This is a genomic window from Pseudomonas sp. LBUM1657, from assembly GCF_059716075.1.
Genome location: NZ_CP166799.1, coordinates 904,859 through 922,027, shown reverse-complemented (window position 1 = coordinate 922,027; position 17,169 = coordinate 904,859). Strand labels below are relative to the sequence as shown.

The window sequence follows — 17,169 nt, the reverse complement described above, 5'->3', positions numbered from 1 at the left end:
AGCCATGCTACTCCATAGGCTTGGCGGGTGCTTTTTCAAAAGAGGATCAAAAAGGCTTGTCGAAGGTGATTTTCGGCTCTTTCCAAGGGCCTTTGACGGTGTATTTGACGCTGGCAAAACGCGCCACGCGATCACCGATCAGTTTGTCGATCAGGAACAGCGCCCCGCCGATGGCCGGTGCGCCGACAATCAGCGCGGCAATCGGCAGGTTGTTGGTCACGGGCAGGGTGACCAGCAACTTGGCATCGACCTGGTCACCCACCAGGTTGAGGGTGCCGTCGAGTTCAATGTTGCTCGACGGGCCGGTGAGCCGGATCGGCTCGCGGGTCACGTACACGCCGTTGGTCGCTACCAGCAGGCCTTTGACCCGGTCGTAACTCAATCCTTTGCCGAACAAGTCCGAGAAGTCCAGACGCAGACGGCGGCCGATGGAATTGAAGTTGAGCAGACCAAACACTCGTAACGCCTGGGCGCTGCCCTCGACTTCGACAAACTGACCTTTGTTCAGCGAGGCATCGAGGGTTCCGGAGAAGCGCTTGGTGGCCAGCCAGGCCGGCGAACCCGGCCAGCGGCCATCGACATCCATATGAAACTCTTCGCTGGTGACGCTCGGCGCAAACCCCCAACCCTTCAACACATCAGCAAGGTTTTTGCCGCTGACCCGGCCCTTGAACCAACTGGTGGATGAACCGGGGATACCCTCCCAACCGCCGCTGCCCTGCAACAGAATGCCTTTGAGGCCCAGATCCAGCGCATTGAGCGCGATGCCCTTGGCGGTCGGACGAACCTTCAGCGACCAGCCGCCTACCAGATCCTGGCCCTGGAACAGTTGATTGATCGTGATATCCAACGCCGGGATTTTCGTCGGGTCCACCTTGGCCAGCGGATCCGGCGAGTTCTCGTCGGCCAGAACCGTCGGATCAGGCGCCGGCAAACGCACGTATTGCAGATTGACCGCAATCGGCGCGCCTTTCGCATCGGGGATGCTGGCGGTGCCCTTGACCTGCTGACTGTCGAGCTGCAAGGCCCACGCCGTCGGCTTGCGGTTTAACTGCACCGAAGCCTGATCGAGCGTGGTGCCGATGCCACTGAGCTTGCCGACCTTGAAATCCGCACTGCTGAGCAACTGTTTGGCGCTGCCGCCCGGATCTTGGCCGGCGTACTTGTCCGCCAGGTCTTGCCACGGGCCGACATCCAGTTCCGACAGCACGCCGCGCACTCGCAGGCCCTTGGCGCCGGGCAGTACGGCATTGCCACCGCCCAGGAACAACTCACCGCGACCCTCGGCAAAATTGCCGGTCGGAGCCGAAAACGTGAAGTTCGCCAGCTCACCGTAGCTGACCCAATAACGCCGCTCCGGCCCCTGCAGGGTCATGCGGAACACCGTGTCGCGACCAACATCGGCGGCCATGCCAAACGGTGCCGGCAAATCGACCGCCACGCCTTGGAGGCTGGAACTGACGATTAGCTGGCTGTCCGCACCCTCGAGGTTCAGTTGCAGTTGATAAGGGATCAGACCGGACACCGGCAACGGCTGAGTGACGCTCAACCAGTCGGTGAGTTTCTTTACTTCAACCTGGCCCGATGCGGCGACCCGGGTCTTGAGATTGCCAGCGCTGCCATCGGCGAAAATCTGTGCCGTCACCGGTTTGTCAAAGGCCCGCGCGGTGATCTTCTGCCCGCTCAAACCCTTGTCGCTGTCGAAACGGAAATCGCCTTTGAGCTGAGTCAGTTCCAGGGTTGGCTCGGCCAGTTTCAAACGGGCCTTGGCGGTTTTGAAGTCGACGAGGATCTTCGGTTGCTCGCCTTTGGCCAGCGGGATATCCAGTTTCAGCTTGCCCTGCAGATCGCCCTCGCCTTCCCAACCGGCAAAGGTCTCGGCCGTACCAATTGGCGCTTGCTGAAGAATTTTCAGGCCATCGCCCAACCCGCCAGCGAACGCACCGTCGAGGTACAAATGGGAATTCTGACCGGCAGGCACGTGGGGAATGTTGACGTAAATGTCGCGAACCTGGGTGTCGAGCAACTGCCCCTTGCTGGCCAGGATCCGCACACCGCTGTCTTCAACAAACACGTCACCCGTGACCTTGCTGACATGCGGCCAGCCGGGCTGGAACGCCAGCTCGGCATCGTGAACCTTGAAGAACAGGCTGATGCTGCGGGCCGTTTCGGCTGCACCATGGTTCAGCGAGCCCTGGTACTGGAAGAAGCCCTGGTCCACCGCACCTTTGAGAATCGCCGTACGCAGCCACTCGTCCAGTGCCGGGCTGAGCATTGTCGGCAGGTACTTGGCGGTGTAGCGCCCGTCGCCATCCACCAGACCGACCCGCAGGTCCATGTAGTCTTCCTGGGTGTGATCGAAATGCAGGCGGATCAGGAAGTCGCCGGCAATCTTGCCCTCTTCGCCCAGCACCTTCAGGTACGGTGAGATCAGGGTGAAGCTTTCTTTATCGAGCTTCCAGGTCAACGTTGCGTTGGCCTGAATGTATTGCCATGGCTTGGCGAAGATCGGGTCCAGGTGCAGGGAAAAATCCTTGCTGTCCATGCGCAGCTCACCCTTGCCGAGGTCGCCGCTGATGCTGCCGCTGACATTTCGCGCCGCCGGAGCGCCGCTATAGGCGTCGAAACCGACCCGATCCAGGTTGGCGGCAAAACTGAATTTGCTGTCATCGGTGGCATTGGGCCGGAAGTCCATCAGCACGTTGCGCAAACCACCGGTTACCTTCAGGCGCTCGACCGCCTTGGCAACGCCTTCGGGCAGCGGCCCCAGGGCATTGAGCAGTGGCGTAATCGGAGTGAGGTCGAGACGATCGGCTTGCAGATGCCAAAACTCTTCAGCCTTGTCGGTGGCCATACTTTGCTTGAGTTGCAGGTGTGATTCCCAGCGGGTATCGCCGAGGTTCATGGCCAGGGAATCCAGCGTCACCAGAACGCCTTCGGCATTGCGCTGGAAATAAGCGTTGAGCGCCAGATTGTTGATCTGAATCGGCTTGCGCTCGGCGTAGGCCCCCTTCAGTTGCGGCGCGTTCAAACGAATGGCGGCGCTTTGCAGGGCGCCTTTGTTCCAGTTTACCCAGAGCTCGCCACCGGCCTTCATCTCGGAGAAGTTCCATTGCTGGGTCAGACGCTCGGGCAACCATTTTGACCAGTCGCTTTGCGGCAGGCTCAGGTACGCATCCGCCTCGCCGTTTTTCCACTCGCTGGCGCGTAGACGCGTACGCAGACTCAGGGCCACCGGCTGGCCGTCGGGCAGGGTCAAACGGGCATCGAGTCGCTGGCGGGTAACGCCGGTTTTCAGACTCAGGCCGACGTAGGTCAGGGTCAACGGTTGGTGACCCCATGGTTGCAAGGTGACCTGGCTATCGAGTACCGAGAGCTGTTGGATCATCTGCATGCGATTGAGCACTTGCTCCGGGTCCAGCGGCTGGTCCTGCTGCACCGGCAAACCTTCCAGCGCCCAATGGCCGTCTTCGCCTTCCTTGAGGCTGATTTTCAGGCCGCTGAATTCCAGGTGGGCGATGCGCACTTCGCGAGCCATCAAGCTGGCCCAGATATCCGGTACAGCACGCACTTGATCCAGATGCAGGGCATTGGCGCCCTCGCCGACCGTCACGTCATGAGCCAGCAGAATCGGCGCGAAACCGCTCCAGTTGCCTTCCAGTTCACCGATGTTCAGCGGCATACTCAAGGCAGCGCTGGCCTTGGTCTCGACTTCGGTACTGTACTCGGCCACCAGCGGCGTCAGCTCTCGGCCGAGGCTGACGTATAACGCCATCAACACCAATACCAACGCGCACAGGCCCAGACCCCAGCGGGTCAGTGCGGCCAAAATGCGTGTCAGACGTTCCATGTCAGTTGGCTCCCATGGCAAAAACATTGCAAAAAGCTGAGGCCAGCCGTTCTAGACGCGTTGAAAAGTAGCGATTCAGAGCAGCACCACGTCGTATTGTTCCTGGGAATACATGGTTTCCACCTGGAACCGAATGGTGCGTCCGATAAACCCTTCCAGCTCGGCGACATTGCCCGACTCCTCATCGAGCAACCGGTCGACGACTTTCTGGTTCGCCAATACACGATAGCCCTCCGCCTGGTAGGCGCGAGCCTCCCGAAGAATTTCACGGAAGATTTCGTAGCAAACAGTTTCCGGTGTCTTCAACTTGCCGCGACCCTGGCAACTGCTGCACGGTTCGCACAACACTTGTTCGAGACTTTCACGGGTGCGCTTGCGGGTCATCTGCACCAGGCCCAGTTCGGTGATGCCGATGATGTTGGTCTTGGCGTGATCGCGTTCCAGTTGCTTCTCGAGCGTGCGCAGCACCTGACGCTGGTGCTCTTCATCTTCCATGTCGATGAAGTCGATGATGATGATCCCGCCCAGGTTGCGCAGGCGCAGCTGGCGAGCGATGGCGGTCGCGGCTTCGAGGTTGGTCTTGAAGATGGTTTCTTCGAGGTTGCGATGACCGACGAACGCACCGGTGTTGACGTCGATGGTGCTCATGGCTTCCGCCGGATCCACCACCAGGTAGCCGCCGGACTTCAGCGGGACTTTGCGTTCGAGGGCTTTCTGGATTTCGTCTTCGACACCGTACAGGTCGAATATCGGCCGTTCGCCCGGGTAATGCTCAAGACGGTCGGCGATTTCTGGCATCAGTTCGGCGACGAACTGCGTGGTTTTCTGGAAGGTTTCCCGGGAATCAATGCGGATCTTCTCGATCTTCGGGCTGACCAGATCACGCAGGGTGCGCAGCGCCAGGCCGAGGTCTTCGTAGATCACACTCGGAGCGCTGATGGTTTTGATCTGTTCGTTGATCTGGTCCCAGAGACGGCGCAGGTAGCGGATGTCCATGAGGATTTCATCGGCGCCGGCCCCTTCGGCGGCAGTACGCAGGATGAAGCCGCCCGCCTCCTTGATGCCTTCTTTGGCCACGCAGTCGGTGACCACTTGCTTGAGCCGTTCGCGCTCGGCTTCGTCTTCGATCTTCAGGGAAATGCCGACGTGAGCCGTGCGCGGCATGTACACCAGATAGCGCGACGGGATCGACAACTGAGTAGTCAGTCGCGCGCCTTTGGAACCGATCGGGTCCTTGGTGACTTGCACCACCAGGCTCTGACCTTCGTGAACCAGGGAACTGATGCTTTCCACCGCCGGGCCTTCGCGCAGGGAAATTTCCGAGGCGTGAATGAACGCGGCACGGTCCAGGCCGATGTCGACGAAGGCGGCTTGCATGCCCGGCAACACCCGCACGACCTTGCCTTTATAAATGTTGCCGACGATTCCGCGTTTTTGCGTACGCTCGACGTGGACCTCTTGCAGGACACCGTTTTCAACCACCGCCACGCGCGATTCCATCGGCGTGATGTTGATCAGGATCTCTTCACTCATGGCAGGGTCTCGTTCAGGCATGTTCACGATAATGGCCGCATCTAGTCAGTACGACGCTCAGCGCGCGTTAAGGGTTTGCCAACAGGGTATGCCGAAATGGCCGAGCAGTTCTGCGGTTTCGCACAGCGGCAATCCGACCACCGCCGAGTAGCTGCCATTAAGCCCGGCAACAAACACCGCGCCCAAGCCTTGAATACCGTAGCTGCCCGCCTTGTCCCGTGGTTCACCGCTGGCCCAGTAGGCTGCCGCTTCATCGCGACCGATGTGGCGAAAACGCACCAGGCTGCGGACCACCCGAGACTCGCAGCGCTCACCGTCAAGCACGGCAATGGCGGTCAGGACTTCATGCTCTTGTCCTCCCAACATCATAAGCATGGCGCACGCGTCGGCTTCGTCCACCGGTTTGCCGAGAATTTTCCCGTTCAGCACTACGGCGGTATCAGCACCCAGCACGCAGAAATCTGCGTCGGACACGACCGTGCCGCGTCCCGCTTCGGCCTTGCCACGCGCGAGGCGTTCGACGTAGGCCGAAGGGGATTCATGATTCAAAGGGGTTTCATCGATATCCGCGCTGATGGCGGAGAACGGCACGCCGATCTGCGTGAGCAGTTCACGCCGACGCGGAGAGCCTGAGGCGAGGTAAACACGTTTCATCAAGACATCTCCCTGTTTAGTGCCCTGCCTCACAGGGCACCGGTGCGGGCCCATGCCTGACCGAATTAATTGATTTTGTAGCGTCGACGCAATCCGCGCAAACCGTAGCTGATCCACGGCCAGAGCAAGGCGCTGACCAGTGCCGGCAAGACCAGCGCCAGCGTTGGTTGACGATTGCCGGTCAGGGCGCTGAGCCACAGCTGAACCAGTTGCGCGAGGCCGAAGATCACCAGGATCACCAGACTCTGTTGCCACATCGGGAACATGCGCAGGCGTTGTTGCAACGACAGCACCAGGAACGTGATGAGCGTCAGGATCAACGCGTTCTGCCCCAGCAGCGTGCCGTAGAGCACGTCTTCAGCCAGGCCCAGGCACCACGCGGTGACCATGCCGACTTTCTGCGGCAAGGCCAACGCCCAGAACGCCAACAGCAAGGCCAGCCACAGCGGACGGAGGATTTCCATGAATTGCGGCAGCGGCGAAACGCTGAGCAGCATGCCGATGGCGAATGTCAGCCAGACCATCCAGCCATTTCGGGATGAAGTAGCACCGACCATTATTCTCGTCCCCCAGTGGTAGCCGGCGCGGAGACAGGCGGTTTGACAGCAGGTCGCACGGCAGCGGGTTGAGTTGCCGGTGGTTTAGCGGCAGCAGGTTGCGTCGCAGGCGGCTTGGCGGCGGCAGGTTGCGCGGCGGCAGCAGGCTTGACCGGCGTTGTGACGGCAGGAGCAGGAGCAACCGCCGGAACCGCCGGAGCAGCCACCGCGGCCGGGACGATGACGGCAGGTTTGGTCAGGGTCGGTGGAATGATCGGCCCTCCGCCATGCTGGTCCAGCGCTTCCTGAGCCTGTGCGGCGTCGTTGGCGCGCTCTTCAGCGGTGCGGCTGTCGCTGAATACCAATAGCAGATAACGGCTGCGGTTCAACGCGGCGGTTGGCACAGCGCGGACAATCGCGAACGGTTGACCGGAGTCGTGAATCACTTCCTTGACCGTCGCCACCGGATAACCCGCCGGGAATCGCTGACCCAAACCGGAGCTGACCAGCAGATCGCCTTCCTTGATATCGGCAGTGTCGGCGACGTGACGCAATTCCAGGCGTTCCGGGTTGCCGGTGCCGCTGGCGATTGCCCGCAGACCGTTGCGGTTCACCTGCACCGGAATGCTGTGAGTGGTGTCGGTCAACAACAGCACGCGGGAGGTGTACGGCATCAACTCGACCACCTGGCCCATCAGGCCTCGGGCATCGAGCACCGGCTGACCGAGGACCACACCGTCGCGCTCACCTTTATTGATGATGATGCGATGAGTGAAGGGATTGGGGTCCATGCCGATCAACTCGGCCACTTCGACCTTCTCATTGACCAGCGCGGAGGAATTGAGCAACTCGCGCAGCCGAACGTTCTGCTCGGTCAGGGCGGCAAGCTTTTGCATGCGCCCCTGCAACAGCAGGTTTTCGGTTTTAAGTTTTTCGTTTTCGGCGACGAGTTCGGTACGGCTGCCGAATTGGCTGGCCACACCTTGCCATAGCCGCTGCGGCAGGTCGGTGATCCAGTAAGACTGCATCAGCACCAGCGAGATTTGGCTACGCACTGGCTTGAGCAGTGTGAATCGGGCATCGACCACCATCAGCGCGACCGATAGCACGACCAGCACCAACAAGCGCACGCCCAGTGAGGGGCCTTTGGTGAAAAGCGGTTTAATAAGCCGCTCCTCCCAGGCAAATGTTCTCTTTATTCATACGGCATCAAACCGGCCTGGATGCAGACTGACAGAAGATAAACGCAACAGGCAGCACTGCAAAGTGCTGCCTGCGCGCTCAACAGCATAGAGGCAACCCAGCGACTTATTCGCTGGAGAGCAGATCCATGGTGTGTTTATCCATCATTTCCAATGCACGGCCACCGCCGCGAGCAACGCAGGTCAGCGGGTCTTCGGCAACGATGACCGGCAGACCGGTTTCCTGGGCCAGCAACTTGTCGAGGTCGCGCAGCAAGGCGCCACCACCGGTCAGGACCAGACCACGCTCGGCGATATCGGAAGCCAGCTCTGGAGGCGATTGCTCCAGTGCGCTTTTCACGGCCTGAACGATAGTGGCCAGAGACTCTTGCAGAGCTTCCAGCACTTCGTTGGAATTCAGGGTGAATGCGCGTGGAACGCCTTCGGCCAGGTTACGACCGCGAACGTCGACTTCACGAACTTCGCCGCCCGGGTAGGCCGTACCGATTTCCTGCTTGATGCGCTCGGCGGTGGATTCGCCGATCAGGCTGCCGTAGTTGCGACGCACGTAAGTGATGATCGCTTCGTCGAAGCGGTCGCCGCCAACCCGTACGGATTCGGCGTAAACCACACCGTTCAGGGAGATCAGCGCGATTTCAGTGGTACCGCCACCGATATCGACAACCATCGAACCGCGTGCTTCTTCAACCGGCAGGCCGGCACCGATCGCAGCCGCCATCGGCTCTTCGATCAGGAACACTTCACGGGCACCGGCACCGAGGGCCGATTCACGGATGGCACGACGCTCAACCTGGGTGGATTTGCATGGAACGCAGATCAGCACACGAGGGCTAGGCTGCAGGAAACTGTTTTCGTGAACCTTGTTGATGAAGTACTGCAGCATCTTTTCGCAGACGCTGAAGTCGGCGATCACGCCGTCTTTCATCGGACGAATGGCAGCAATGTTGCCCGGCGTACGGCCGAGCATGCGCTTGGCCTCGGTGCCGACAGCAACGACACTTTTCTGGTTACCGTGTGTCCGAATAGCCACAACCGATGGCTCATTCAGAACGATTCCGCGCTCGCGCACGTAAATAAGGGTGTTGGCAGTGCCCAGGTCAATGGAAAGATCGCTGGAAAACATGCCACGCAGTTTCTTGAACATGGGAAAGGGACCCTAGGCAACGCGTGGGTAAAAAAGTGCGGCAAACTCTAACAACGACAGGGATTTTGGGCAAGGCGCCAATATGTTAAATTGGCCGCTTTTCTGTGCACCAACCCCCACAATCGCGGCCTTATGACCGTAGAAATGCGGTAGTGTTCCGACAATCTAACACACGGACGCCGTCCGTTCTGTTTTCCACTGGAGATTCCCATGGCGCTTGAACGCTCCGACGTGGAAAAAATCGCTCATCTGGCCTGCCTTGGCCTCAATGATGCCGATCTTCCACACATCACTTCGGCCCTGAACAGCATTCTCGGGCTGGTCGACGAAATGCAGGCGGTCAATACCGACGGTATCGAGCCGCTCGCCCATCCACTGGAAGCCAGCCAGCGCCTGCGTGCAGACGTCGTGACCGAGACCAATCATCGCGAGGCCTATCAGTCCATCGCGCCAGCGGTCGAAAACGGCCTGTACCTGGTTCCGAAAGTCATCGACTAAAGGGAAAGAGCCTGCAATGCATCAATTGACTCTGGCCGAGATCGCCCGCGGTCTCGCCGATAAAAAGTTTTCTTCCGAAGAGCTGACCAAAGTCCTGCTGGCGCGCATCGCCCAGCTCGATCCGCAGCTCAACAGCTTCATCAGCCTCACCGAAGACCTGGCGCTCCAGCAGGCGAAAGTCGCTGACGCACGCCGGGCCAATGGCGAGAGCGGCGCCCTGCTCGGTGCGCCGATCGCTCACAAAGACCTGTTCTGCACCCAGGGCATCCGCACCAGCTGCGGCTCGAAAATGCTCGACAACTTTAAAGCACCGTACGACGCCACGGTCGTTGCCAAGCTGGCCGCCGCTGGTGCCGTGACGCTGGGCAAGACCAACATGGACGAATTCGCCATGGGTTCGGCCAACGAGTCGAGCTACTACGGCGCGGTGAAGAACCCGTGGAACCTGGAACACGTTCCGGGCGGTTCGTCCGGCGGTTCGGCGGCTGCGGTTGCCGCGCGCCTGTTGCCGGCGGCCACCGGCACCGACACGGGCGGCTCGATCCGCCAGCCCGCTGCACTGACCAACCTGACCGGCCTGAAACCGACGTACGGTCGTGTTTCGCGCTGGGGCATGATCGCTTACGCCTCCAGCCTCGACCAGGGCGGCCCTCTGGCCCGCACCGCCGAAGACTGCGCGATCCTGTTGCAAGGCATGGCCGGTTTCGACCCGCAGGATTCCACCAGCATCGACGAACCCGTGCCTGATTACAGCGCCAGCCTCAACGGTTCGCTGCAAGGCCTGCGCATCGGCGTGCCGAAGGAATACTTCAGCGCCGGTCTCGACCCGCGCATTGCCGAGCTGATCCACAACAGCGTCAAGGAGCTGGAAAAGCTCGGTGCCGTGGTTAAGGAAATCAGCCTGCCGAACATGCAGCACGCGATTCCTGCGTATTACGTGATCGCCCCGGCAGAAGCGTCTTCCAACCTGTCGCGTTTCGACGGCGTGCGTTTCGGCTACCGCTGCGAAGACCCGAAAAACCTGATCGACCTGTACAAGCGTTCCCGTGGCGAAGGTTTCGGTGCGGAAGTGCAGCGCCGGATCATGGTCGGTGCCTACGCGTTGTCGGCCGGTTACTACGACGCCTACTACTTGAAGGCGCAGAAGATTCGTCGCTTGATCAAGAACGACTTCATGGCTGCCTTTAATGAGGTCGACATCATCCTCGGCCCAACCACGCCGAACCCGGCCTGGAAGCTCGGCGCAAAGAACAGCGACCCGGTCGCCGCGTACCTGGAAGACGTCTACACGATCACCGCCAACCTCGCCGGTCTGCCGGGCTTGTCCATGCCTGCAGGTTTCGTCGATGGTCTGCCGGTCGGCGTGCAACTGCTTGCCCCGTATTTCCAGGAAGGTCGCCTGTTGAACGTTGCCCATCAGTATCAGCAAAACACTGACTGGCACACCCGCACCCCAACCGGCTTCTGAGGAGAAACACATGCAATGGGAAGTCGTGATCGGGCTGGAGATTCATACCCAGCTCACCACCCGGTCGAAAATCTTTTCCGGTAGTTCCACCACTTTCGGTTCCGAGCCGAACACCCAGGCCAGCCTGGTAGACCTGGGCATGCCCGGCGTACTGCCGGTGCTGAACCAGGAAGCGGTGCGCATGGCGGTGATGTTCGGTCTCGCCATCGATGCCGAGATCGGCCAGCACAACGTGTTCGCCCGCAAAAACTATTTCTACCCGGACCTGCCGAAGGGCTACCAGATCAGCCAGATGGAATTGCCGATCGTTGGCAAGGGCCACCTGGACATCGCCCTGGAAGACGGCACGGTCAAACGCGTCGGCATCACCCGCGCGCACCTGGAAGAAGACGCCGGCAAGAGCTTGCATGAAGAGTTCACCGGCGCCACCGGCATCGACCTGAACCGAGCCGGCACGCCGCTGCTGGAAATCGTTTCCGAGCCGGACATGCGCAGCGCCAAGGAAGCCGTGGCTTACGTCAAGGCGGTCCACGCGCTGGTGCGTTACCTGGGCATCTGCGACGGCAACATGGCCGAAGGCTCGCTGCGTTGCGACTGCAACGTGTCGATCCGTCCTAAGGGCCAGGTCGAATTCGGTACGCGCTGCGAGATCAAGAACGTCAACTCGTTCCGCTTCATCGAGAAGGCGATCAACACCGAAGTGCAGCGTCAGATCGAGCTGATCGAAGACGGCGGCAGGGTGATCCAGCAAACCCGCCTGTACGATCCGAACAAGGACGAAACCCGTCCGATGCGCAGCAAAGAGGAAGCCAACGACTACCGGTACTTCCCCGATCCCGACCTGCTGCCAGTCGTCATCGAGAACTCGTTCCTCGACGACGTGCGCGCCACCCTGCCGGAATTGCCACCGCAGAAACGCGAGCGCTTCCAGGAGCAGTTCGGTCTGTCGGTCTACGATGCCAGCGTCCTGGCCACCAGCCGTGAACAAGCCGACTACTTCGAGAAAGTCGTGAGCATCAGCGGCGACGCCAAACTGGCGGCCAACTGGGTCATGGTTGAACTGGGCAGCCTGCTGAACAAGCAGGGCCTGGACATCGACCAGTCGCCGGTTTCGGCCGAGCAACTGGGCGGCATGCTGCTGCGCATCAAGGACAACACCATCTCCGGCAAGATCGCCAAGGTGGTATTCGAGGCCATGGCCAACGGCGAAGGCAGCGCGGACGAGATCATCGACAAGCGCGGCTTGAAGCAAGTGACCGACAGCGGCGCGATCTCGGCGGTGCTGGACGAGATGCTCGCGGCCAACGCCGAACAGGTCGAACAGTACCGCGCGGCTGACGAAGCCAAACGCGGCAAGATGTTCGGCTTCTTCGTCGGCCAGGCCATGAAAGCCTCCAAAGGCAAGGCCAACCCGCAACAGGTCAACGAACTGCTCAAAAGCAAGCTCGAAGGCTGATCGGAATGGAGCCAGAAATAAAGCCTGGCTCAAATCCGTGTGGGAGCGAGCTTGCTCGCGATAGCGGTCCGGCACTCAACACAAAGTTGACTGTCAGAATGCATTCGCGAGCTTGCTCGCTCCCACACTTGTTTCGGGAAACCTTTCTATGAAGCGTCTGCTCAGTGCCTGCGCCCTGCTCTCTCTGTTGGCCGGTTGCGCCAGCACGGACATCGTCGATCCACATGGCTACAACAAGACCGGCGTGGCATCGTATTACGGCGCCAAACACCAAGGTAAACGCACCGCCAGTGGCGAGCGTTTCAACCAGCATTCCTTGACCGCCGCCCACCGCCAGTTGCCATTCGGCACGCGGGTGAAGGTCACCAATCTGAATAACGACAGGTCCTGCGTGGTTCGTATCAACGACCGCGGGCCGCATACCCGTGGGCGCTTGATCGATGTGTCACGTGAAGCGGCCAAGCAATTGGGCATGATCAGCAGCGGCACCGCACGGGTTCGCGTGCAAGCCCTCGACGACTGACTGACGGAGCGCCGACCATTTTCGGACTTGCCGATTTACCCCTGCTCAGCGTGATCGAATTGCTCAGCGGCCTGGTTTTACTGATCGCCGGCGCCGAGCTGATGGTGCGCGCCGCCGTGCGCCTGGCCGCGCGGTTGCACGTGCGGCCGCTGATCATCGGCCTGACCATCGTCGCCCTCGGCAGCAGCGCACCGCAGATGGCGGTGAGCTTGCAAGCCACCCTGGCGCACAACGCCGACATCGCCGTCGGCAGCGTGATCGGCAGCAGCATTTTCAACATCCTCGTCACCCTCGGCCTGTCGGCGCTGATTATTCCGCTGCGGGTTTCACGGCAACTGGTGCGCCTGGATATTCCGCTGATGATCGGCGCCAGCCTGCTGGTGTTCGTATTGGCGTGGAACAAAGAACTGACCCGAACCGATGGCATGTTGTTGCTCGCGGCATTGGTGTTGTACCTGGGTTTACTGTTTCGCCAGTCGCGGCACTCGGCCCGTCCGCAATCCAGCACTCACGTAGGCCAGCAAGCGCCATGGCTCAGCAGCGTACTGATGATCCTGGTCGGCCTGGCGATGCTGGTGTATGCCGGGCGCTTGTTGCTGGGTGCGGCGGTGTCGGTCGCCACTGATCTGGGTCTGTCGGAGCGGATCATCGGCCTGACCATCGTTGCCGTCAGTACCTCGCTACCGGAGCTGGCCACCTCGTTGATCGCCGCGTTGCGCGGTCAGCGGGAGATCGCCGTGGGCAACGTGATCGGCAGCAACCTGTTCAACCTGCTGGGCGTGCTGGGCTTTACCGCGCTGATCGCGCCGTCGCCGCTGTCGGTGTCGCCCAACGCCCTGGAATTCGACCTGCCGGTGATGCTCGGTGTCGCGGTGTTGTGCCTGCCGCTGTTCTATTCCGGTTACCGGGTGACCCGCGTCGAAGGTCTGCTGTTTTTGGGTTTGTATCTGGCCTACGGCCTGCACGTGGTGTCGTTCACCACCGGCATGCCGCTGGCCGGCAAGCTTGAACACCTGATGCTGTTTTTCGTCCTGCCGGCGCTGGTGGCGTTTTTGCTGTTCACGTCGCTGCGCGCCTGGCGTCGCCAACACCACAAGAGGGAATTGCCATGACCGATAACAAAAAGCCTGGCGTTGAAGTACGCCGCCAAGTGATGGGCGATGCCTTCGTCGACCGCGCGCTGGGCAATGCCACCGAGTTCACCCAGCCGTTGCAGGATTTCGTCAACGAGCACGCCTGGGGCGCCGTGTGGAATCGCGAAGGCTTGCCGCTGAAAACCCGTAGCCTGATCACCCTCGCTGCGCTGACCGCGCTGAAGTGCCCGCAGGAGTTGAAAGGTCACGTGCGCGGTGCGCTGAACAATGGCTGCACCGTGGAAGAGATTCGCGAGGCGCTGCTGCATTGCGCGGTGTATGCCGGCGTACCGGCGGCGATCGATGCGTTTCGGGCGGCGCAGGAAGTGATTGATACCTACCAAAAGCCGGAGTAAGTCGCTGGCATTAGTGGTGACTGTTCAGCCGTCTTCGCGAGCAAGCCCGCTCCCACAGGAGATTGCATTCCAAATGTGGGAGCGGGCTTGCTCGCGAAGAGGCCCTATAAAACGCCGCGAATCCTGAAGCTAGATCCACTCCCCCCACTGCAACAAAAAGATCCCGATATTGGTGGTGATCGCCGCCATCAATGTGGTGATTACGATGATCGCTGCCGCCAGTTCATGATTGCCATTCGCCGCCCGGGCCATGACAAAACTGGCGGCGGCGGTCGGGCTGCCGAAGTACAGAAACAGTATCCCCAACTCCGCCCCACGAAAGCCCCAAAGCCACGCGCCCAGCGTCGCCAGCACCGGCAGGCCGATCATCTTCACCAGGCTTGAACTGAGCGCCATGTTGCCGCTTTTGCGCAACGCCGCCAGCGACAGCGTGCCGCCGATGCAGATCAGCGCCAGGGGCAATGTGGTTTGCGCCAGGTACTGGCCAGACGTTTCCAGCCAACCTGGCAAGCCGATCTGAAAGTACGCAAACGGCGCCGCCGCAATCACGCTAATGATCAGAGGATTGACCATCACGCTTTTGCAGATGCTCCACGGATCGGATTTGATCACCGGGCTGTAGACCGCCAGCACGATGGTCGACAGCGTGTTGTAGAACAGGATCACCAGCGCCGCGAGAATCGCCCCGAGGGAAATCCCGTAGTCGCCGTACATGCTCGCGGCCAATGCCAGGCCAATGACCCCGTTGTTGCCGCGAAAGGCGCCCTGGGTGTAAATCCCCCGGTCCTCCCGAGGACACTTCCAGATCGCCCAGCCCCAGGCGATGGCGAAGCACGCCAGCGTGGCGAGCGAGAAATAGATCAGCAGCGCCGGTTGCAACGCGGCGTGCAGGTCGGCATGCAGGATGCCCAGAAACAGCAACGCCGGCATGGTGACGTTGAACACCAGGGCCGACGCTGTGTGAATGAAGTTGTCGTTGATCCAGTCGATGCGCTTGAGCAGCACACCCAGAAACAGCATGGCAAACACCGGCGCGGTGATGTTCAGGGTTTCGAGGAAGATAGCCAGCATGCCGGGGAGAACCTTGGTGGGCGTCGTTAGGGGGCTAATGATAAGCCACTAAGGATGCTTGCGTCTGGTAGACCGCCTTCGCGAGCAAGCCCGCTCCCACACTGGATCTATGGCGATCACAAATAATGTGTGCGCAACAGATCAAATGTGGGAGCGGGCTTGCTCGCGAAGAACGATAACTCGGTCTCAGGTAATCGGCGCCGGGTTGAACAAAGTGATGTCGTTATGCAGCTTGTGCTGCTCTGCCCACGTCTGTTTCTTGCCGCTGGCCACGTCCAGATAGTAGTGGAACAACTCCCAGCCGAGATCCTCGATCGACGCACGCCCGGTGGCAATCCGCCCGGCATCGATATCGATCAGGTCCGGCCAGCGTTGCGCCAGTTCGGTCCGGGTCGACACCTTCACCACCGGCGCCATGGCCAAACCGTAAGGCGTGCCACGACCGGTAGTGAACACATGCAGGTTCATGCCCGCCGCCAACTGCAATGTCCCGCAGACAAAATCACTGGCCGGAGTCGCGCAGAAGATCAGCCCTTTGCGCTTGAACCGCTCGCCAGGGCCCAGCACGCCATTGATCGCGCTGCTGCCGGACTTGACGATCGAGCCCAGGGACTTCTCGACAATGTTCGACAACCCGCCCTTCTTGTTGCCCGGCGTGGTGTTGGCACTGCGATCCGCTTCGCCCTTGGCCAGGTAACGGTCGTACCAGTCCATTTCCCGCACCAGTTCCTGCGCAACTTCTTCGGTTTCCGCGCGGGACGTCAGCAGGTAAATCGCGTCGCGCACTTCGGTGACTTCGGAAAACATCACCGTCGCACCGGCGCGCAGCAACAGGTCCGAGGCATAACCCAGGGCCGGGTTGGCGGTGATGCCGGAGAACGCATCGCTGCCGCCGCACTGCATGCCCAGAATCAGCTCGGACGCCGGCACGGTTTCCCGGCGACGCTGGTCGAGCTTTTTCAATCGGGTCTCGGCCAGCTCCATGATCTGCTCGATCATCTCGGTAAAACCGTGACTGGAATCCTGCAAGCGGTACAGCCACGGTTCGCTCAAATCCACCGAGCTGTCGTTCTCGTGCATCACCTGCCCGGCCTGCAATTTCTCGCAGCCCAGGCCGATCACCAAGGCTTCGCCGCCCAGGTTCGGATTGCGCGCCAGGTTGCGAACGGTGCGGATCGGGATGTACGCGTCCGTGGCGGTGATCGCCACGCCACAGCCGTAACTGTGGGTCAGCGCCACCACGTCATCGACGTTCGGGTACTTGGGCAGCAACTCGTCCTTGATGCGCTTGACCGCATGATCGAGCACGCCGGTGACGCATTGAACCGTGGTGGTGATCCCGAGAATGTTACGCGTGCCGACAGTGCCGTCGGCGTTGCGAAAACCCTCGAACGTATAACCTTCCAGCGGTGCCTGCGCGGCCGGCACTTCGGTGGACAGCGGCAGGCTGTCCAGCGGTGGCGCGGTCGGCATGCGCAGTTGATCTTCCTTGACCCAGCTGCCGCGCGGAATTGGCTGCAAGGCGTAGCCGATGGTCTGGCCGTAACGAATCACCTGGCCGCCCTCGGGGATATCCTCGAGGGTGACCTTGTGGCTCTGCGGCACGAAGTCCACGGTCACCAGACCGTCCGGAAATTCGGTGCCGGCCGGTACGCCCTGATCGTTAACCACGATCACCACATTGTCCCGCTCGTGCAGGCGGATGTAGCGCGGCGAGTCAGAATGTTCAATCAACTGCATGACGC

At 60.7% G+C, this 17,169-nt stretch carries 14 protein-coding genes; 6 read left to right on the top strand and 8 right to left on the bottom strand.

Annotated features, from left to right (window positions below; genetic code table 11):
• Positions 1-46: 46 nt before the first annotated feature.
• The 6 genes from ACA055_RS04120 to mreB all read right to left on the bottom strand — a co-directional run bounded on the left by ACA055_RS04120 (position 47) and on the right by mreB (position 8,919).
• Positions 47-3,850: a YhdP family protein gene (locus ACA055_RS04120; RefSeq protein ID WP_497682473.1), complete on the bottom strand. Its 3,804-nt coding sequence runs from the start codon at positions 3,848-3,850 to the stop codon at positions 47-49.
• Between the two features lie 75 nt (positions 3,851-3,925).
• On the bottom strand, positions 3,926-5,383 hold the full coding sequence (rng, locus tag ACA055_RS04115; protein WP_059403239.1) for a ribonuclease G: 1,458 nt from the start codon (positions 5,381-5,383) through the stop codon (positions 3,926-3,928).
• A 57-nt stretch (positions 5,384-5,440) separates the two neighbouring features.
• A complete protein-coding gene (locus ACA055_RS04110; protein WP_497682472.1) occupies positions 5,441-6,037 on the bottom strand; it encodes a Maf family protein in 597 nt (198 codons plus the stop codon).
• A gap of 65 nt (positions 6,038-6,102) precedes the next feature.
• Positions 6,103-6,594 (bottom strand): rod shape-determining protein MreD, encoded by a 492-nt coding sequence (gene mreD / locus ACA055_RS04105; protein WP_497682471.1) that lies wholly within the window; start codon positions 6,592-6,594, stop codon positions 6,103-6,105.
• Positions 6,594-7,739 (bottom strand): rod shape-determining protein MreC, encoded by a 1,146-nt coding sequence (gene mreC, locus ACA055_RS04100; protein ID WP_497684357.1) that lies wholly within the window; start codon positions 7,737-7,739, stop codon positions 6,594-6,596. Before mreC ends, mreD begins: the two co-directional genes overlap by 1 nt.
• Before the next feature lie 142 nt (positions 7,740-7,881).
• Positions 7,882-8,919 carry a rod shape-determining protein MreB gene (gene mreB / locus ACA055_RS04095; protein ID WP_002555108.1) on the bottom strand — a complete coding sequence of 346 codons (1,038 nt, stop codon included), beginning with the start codon at positions 8,917-8,919 and terminating at the stop codon, positions 7,882-7,884.
• 210 nt (positions 8,920-9,129) lie between these two features.
• Between mreB and gatC the strand changes: the two genes are divergently transcribed.
• From gatC to ACA055_RS04065, 6 genes are all read left to right on the top strand, one after another.
• Positions 9,130-9,417, top strand: coding sequence for an Asp-tRNA(Asn)/Glu-tRNA(Gln) amidotransferase subunit GatC (gene gatC / locus ACA055_RS04090; protein WP_007901429.1), 288 nt, complete (start codon positions 9,130-9,132; stop codon positions 9,415-9,417).
• 16 nt (positions 9,418-9,433) lie between these two features.
• Positions 9,434-10,885: an Asp-tRNA(Asn)/Glu-tRNA(Gln) amidotransferase subunit GatA gene (gene gatA / locus ACA055_RS04085; RefSeq protein ID WP_497682470.1), complete on the top strand. Its 1,452-nt coding sequence runs from the start codon at positions 9,434-9,436 to the stop codon at positions 10,883-10,885.
• A 10-nt stretch (positions 10,886-10,895) separates the two neighbouring features.
• A complete protein-coding gene (gene gatB, locus ACA055_RS04080; RefSeq protein WP_497682469.1) occupies positions 10,896-12,341 on the top strand; it encodes an Asp-tRNA(Asn)/Glu-tRNA(Gln) amidotransferase subunit GatB in 1,446 nt (481 codons plus the stop codon).
• A 148-nt stretch (positions 12,342-12,489) separates the two neighbouring features.
• Complete coding sequence (locus tag ACA055_RS04075; protein ID WP_497682468.1) at positions 12,490-12,864, top strand: septal ring lytic transglycosylase RlpA family protein; 375 nt, start codon at positions 12,490-12,492, stop codon at positions 12,862-12,864.
• 50 nt (positions 12,865-12,914) lie between these two features.
• Positions 12,915-13,976, top strand: coding sequence for a calcium/sodium antiporter (locus tag ACA055_RS04070; RefSeq protein ID WP_497682467.1), 1,062 nt, complete (start codon positions 12,915-12,917; stop codon positions 13,974-13,976).
• Entirely contained in the window at positions 13,973-14,353 is a 381-nt protein-coding gene (locus ACA055_RS04065; protein ID WP_497682466.1) for a carboxymuconolactone decarboxylase family protein, read from the top strand. The genes ACA055_RS04070 and ACA055_RS04065 overlap by 4 nt, the downstream gene beginning before the upstream one ends.
• A 129-nt stretch (positions 14,354-14,482) precedes the next feature.
• On the opposite strand, the gene ACA055_RS04060 is transcribed toward ACA055_RS04065, so the two are convergent.
• Both ACA055_RS04060 and garD read right to left on the bottom strand, forming a co-directional pair.
• Positions 14,483-15,424, bottom strand: coding sequence for an AEC family transporter (locus ACA055_RS04060; RefSeq protein WP_497682465.1), 942 nt, complete (start codon positions 15,422-15,424; stop codon positions 14,483-14,485).
• Between the two features lie 186 nt (positions 15,425-15,610).
• Positions 15,611-17,164, bottom strand: coding sequence for a galactarate dehydratase (garD, locus tag ACA055_RS04055; protein WP_497682464.1), 1,554 nt, complete (start codon positions 17,162-17,164; stop codon positions 15,611-15,613).
• Positions 17,165-17,169: the final 5 nt, after the last annotated feature.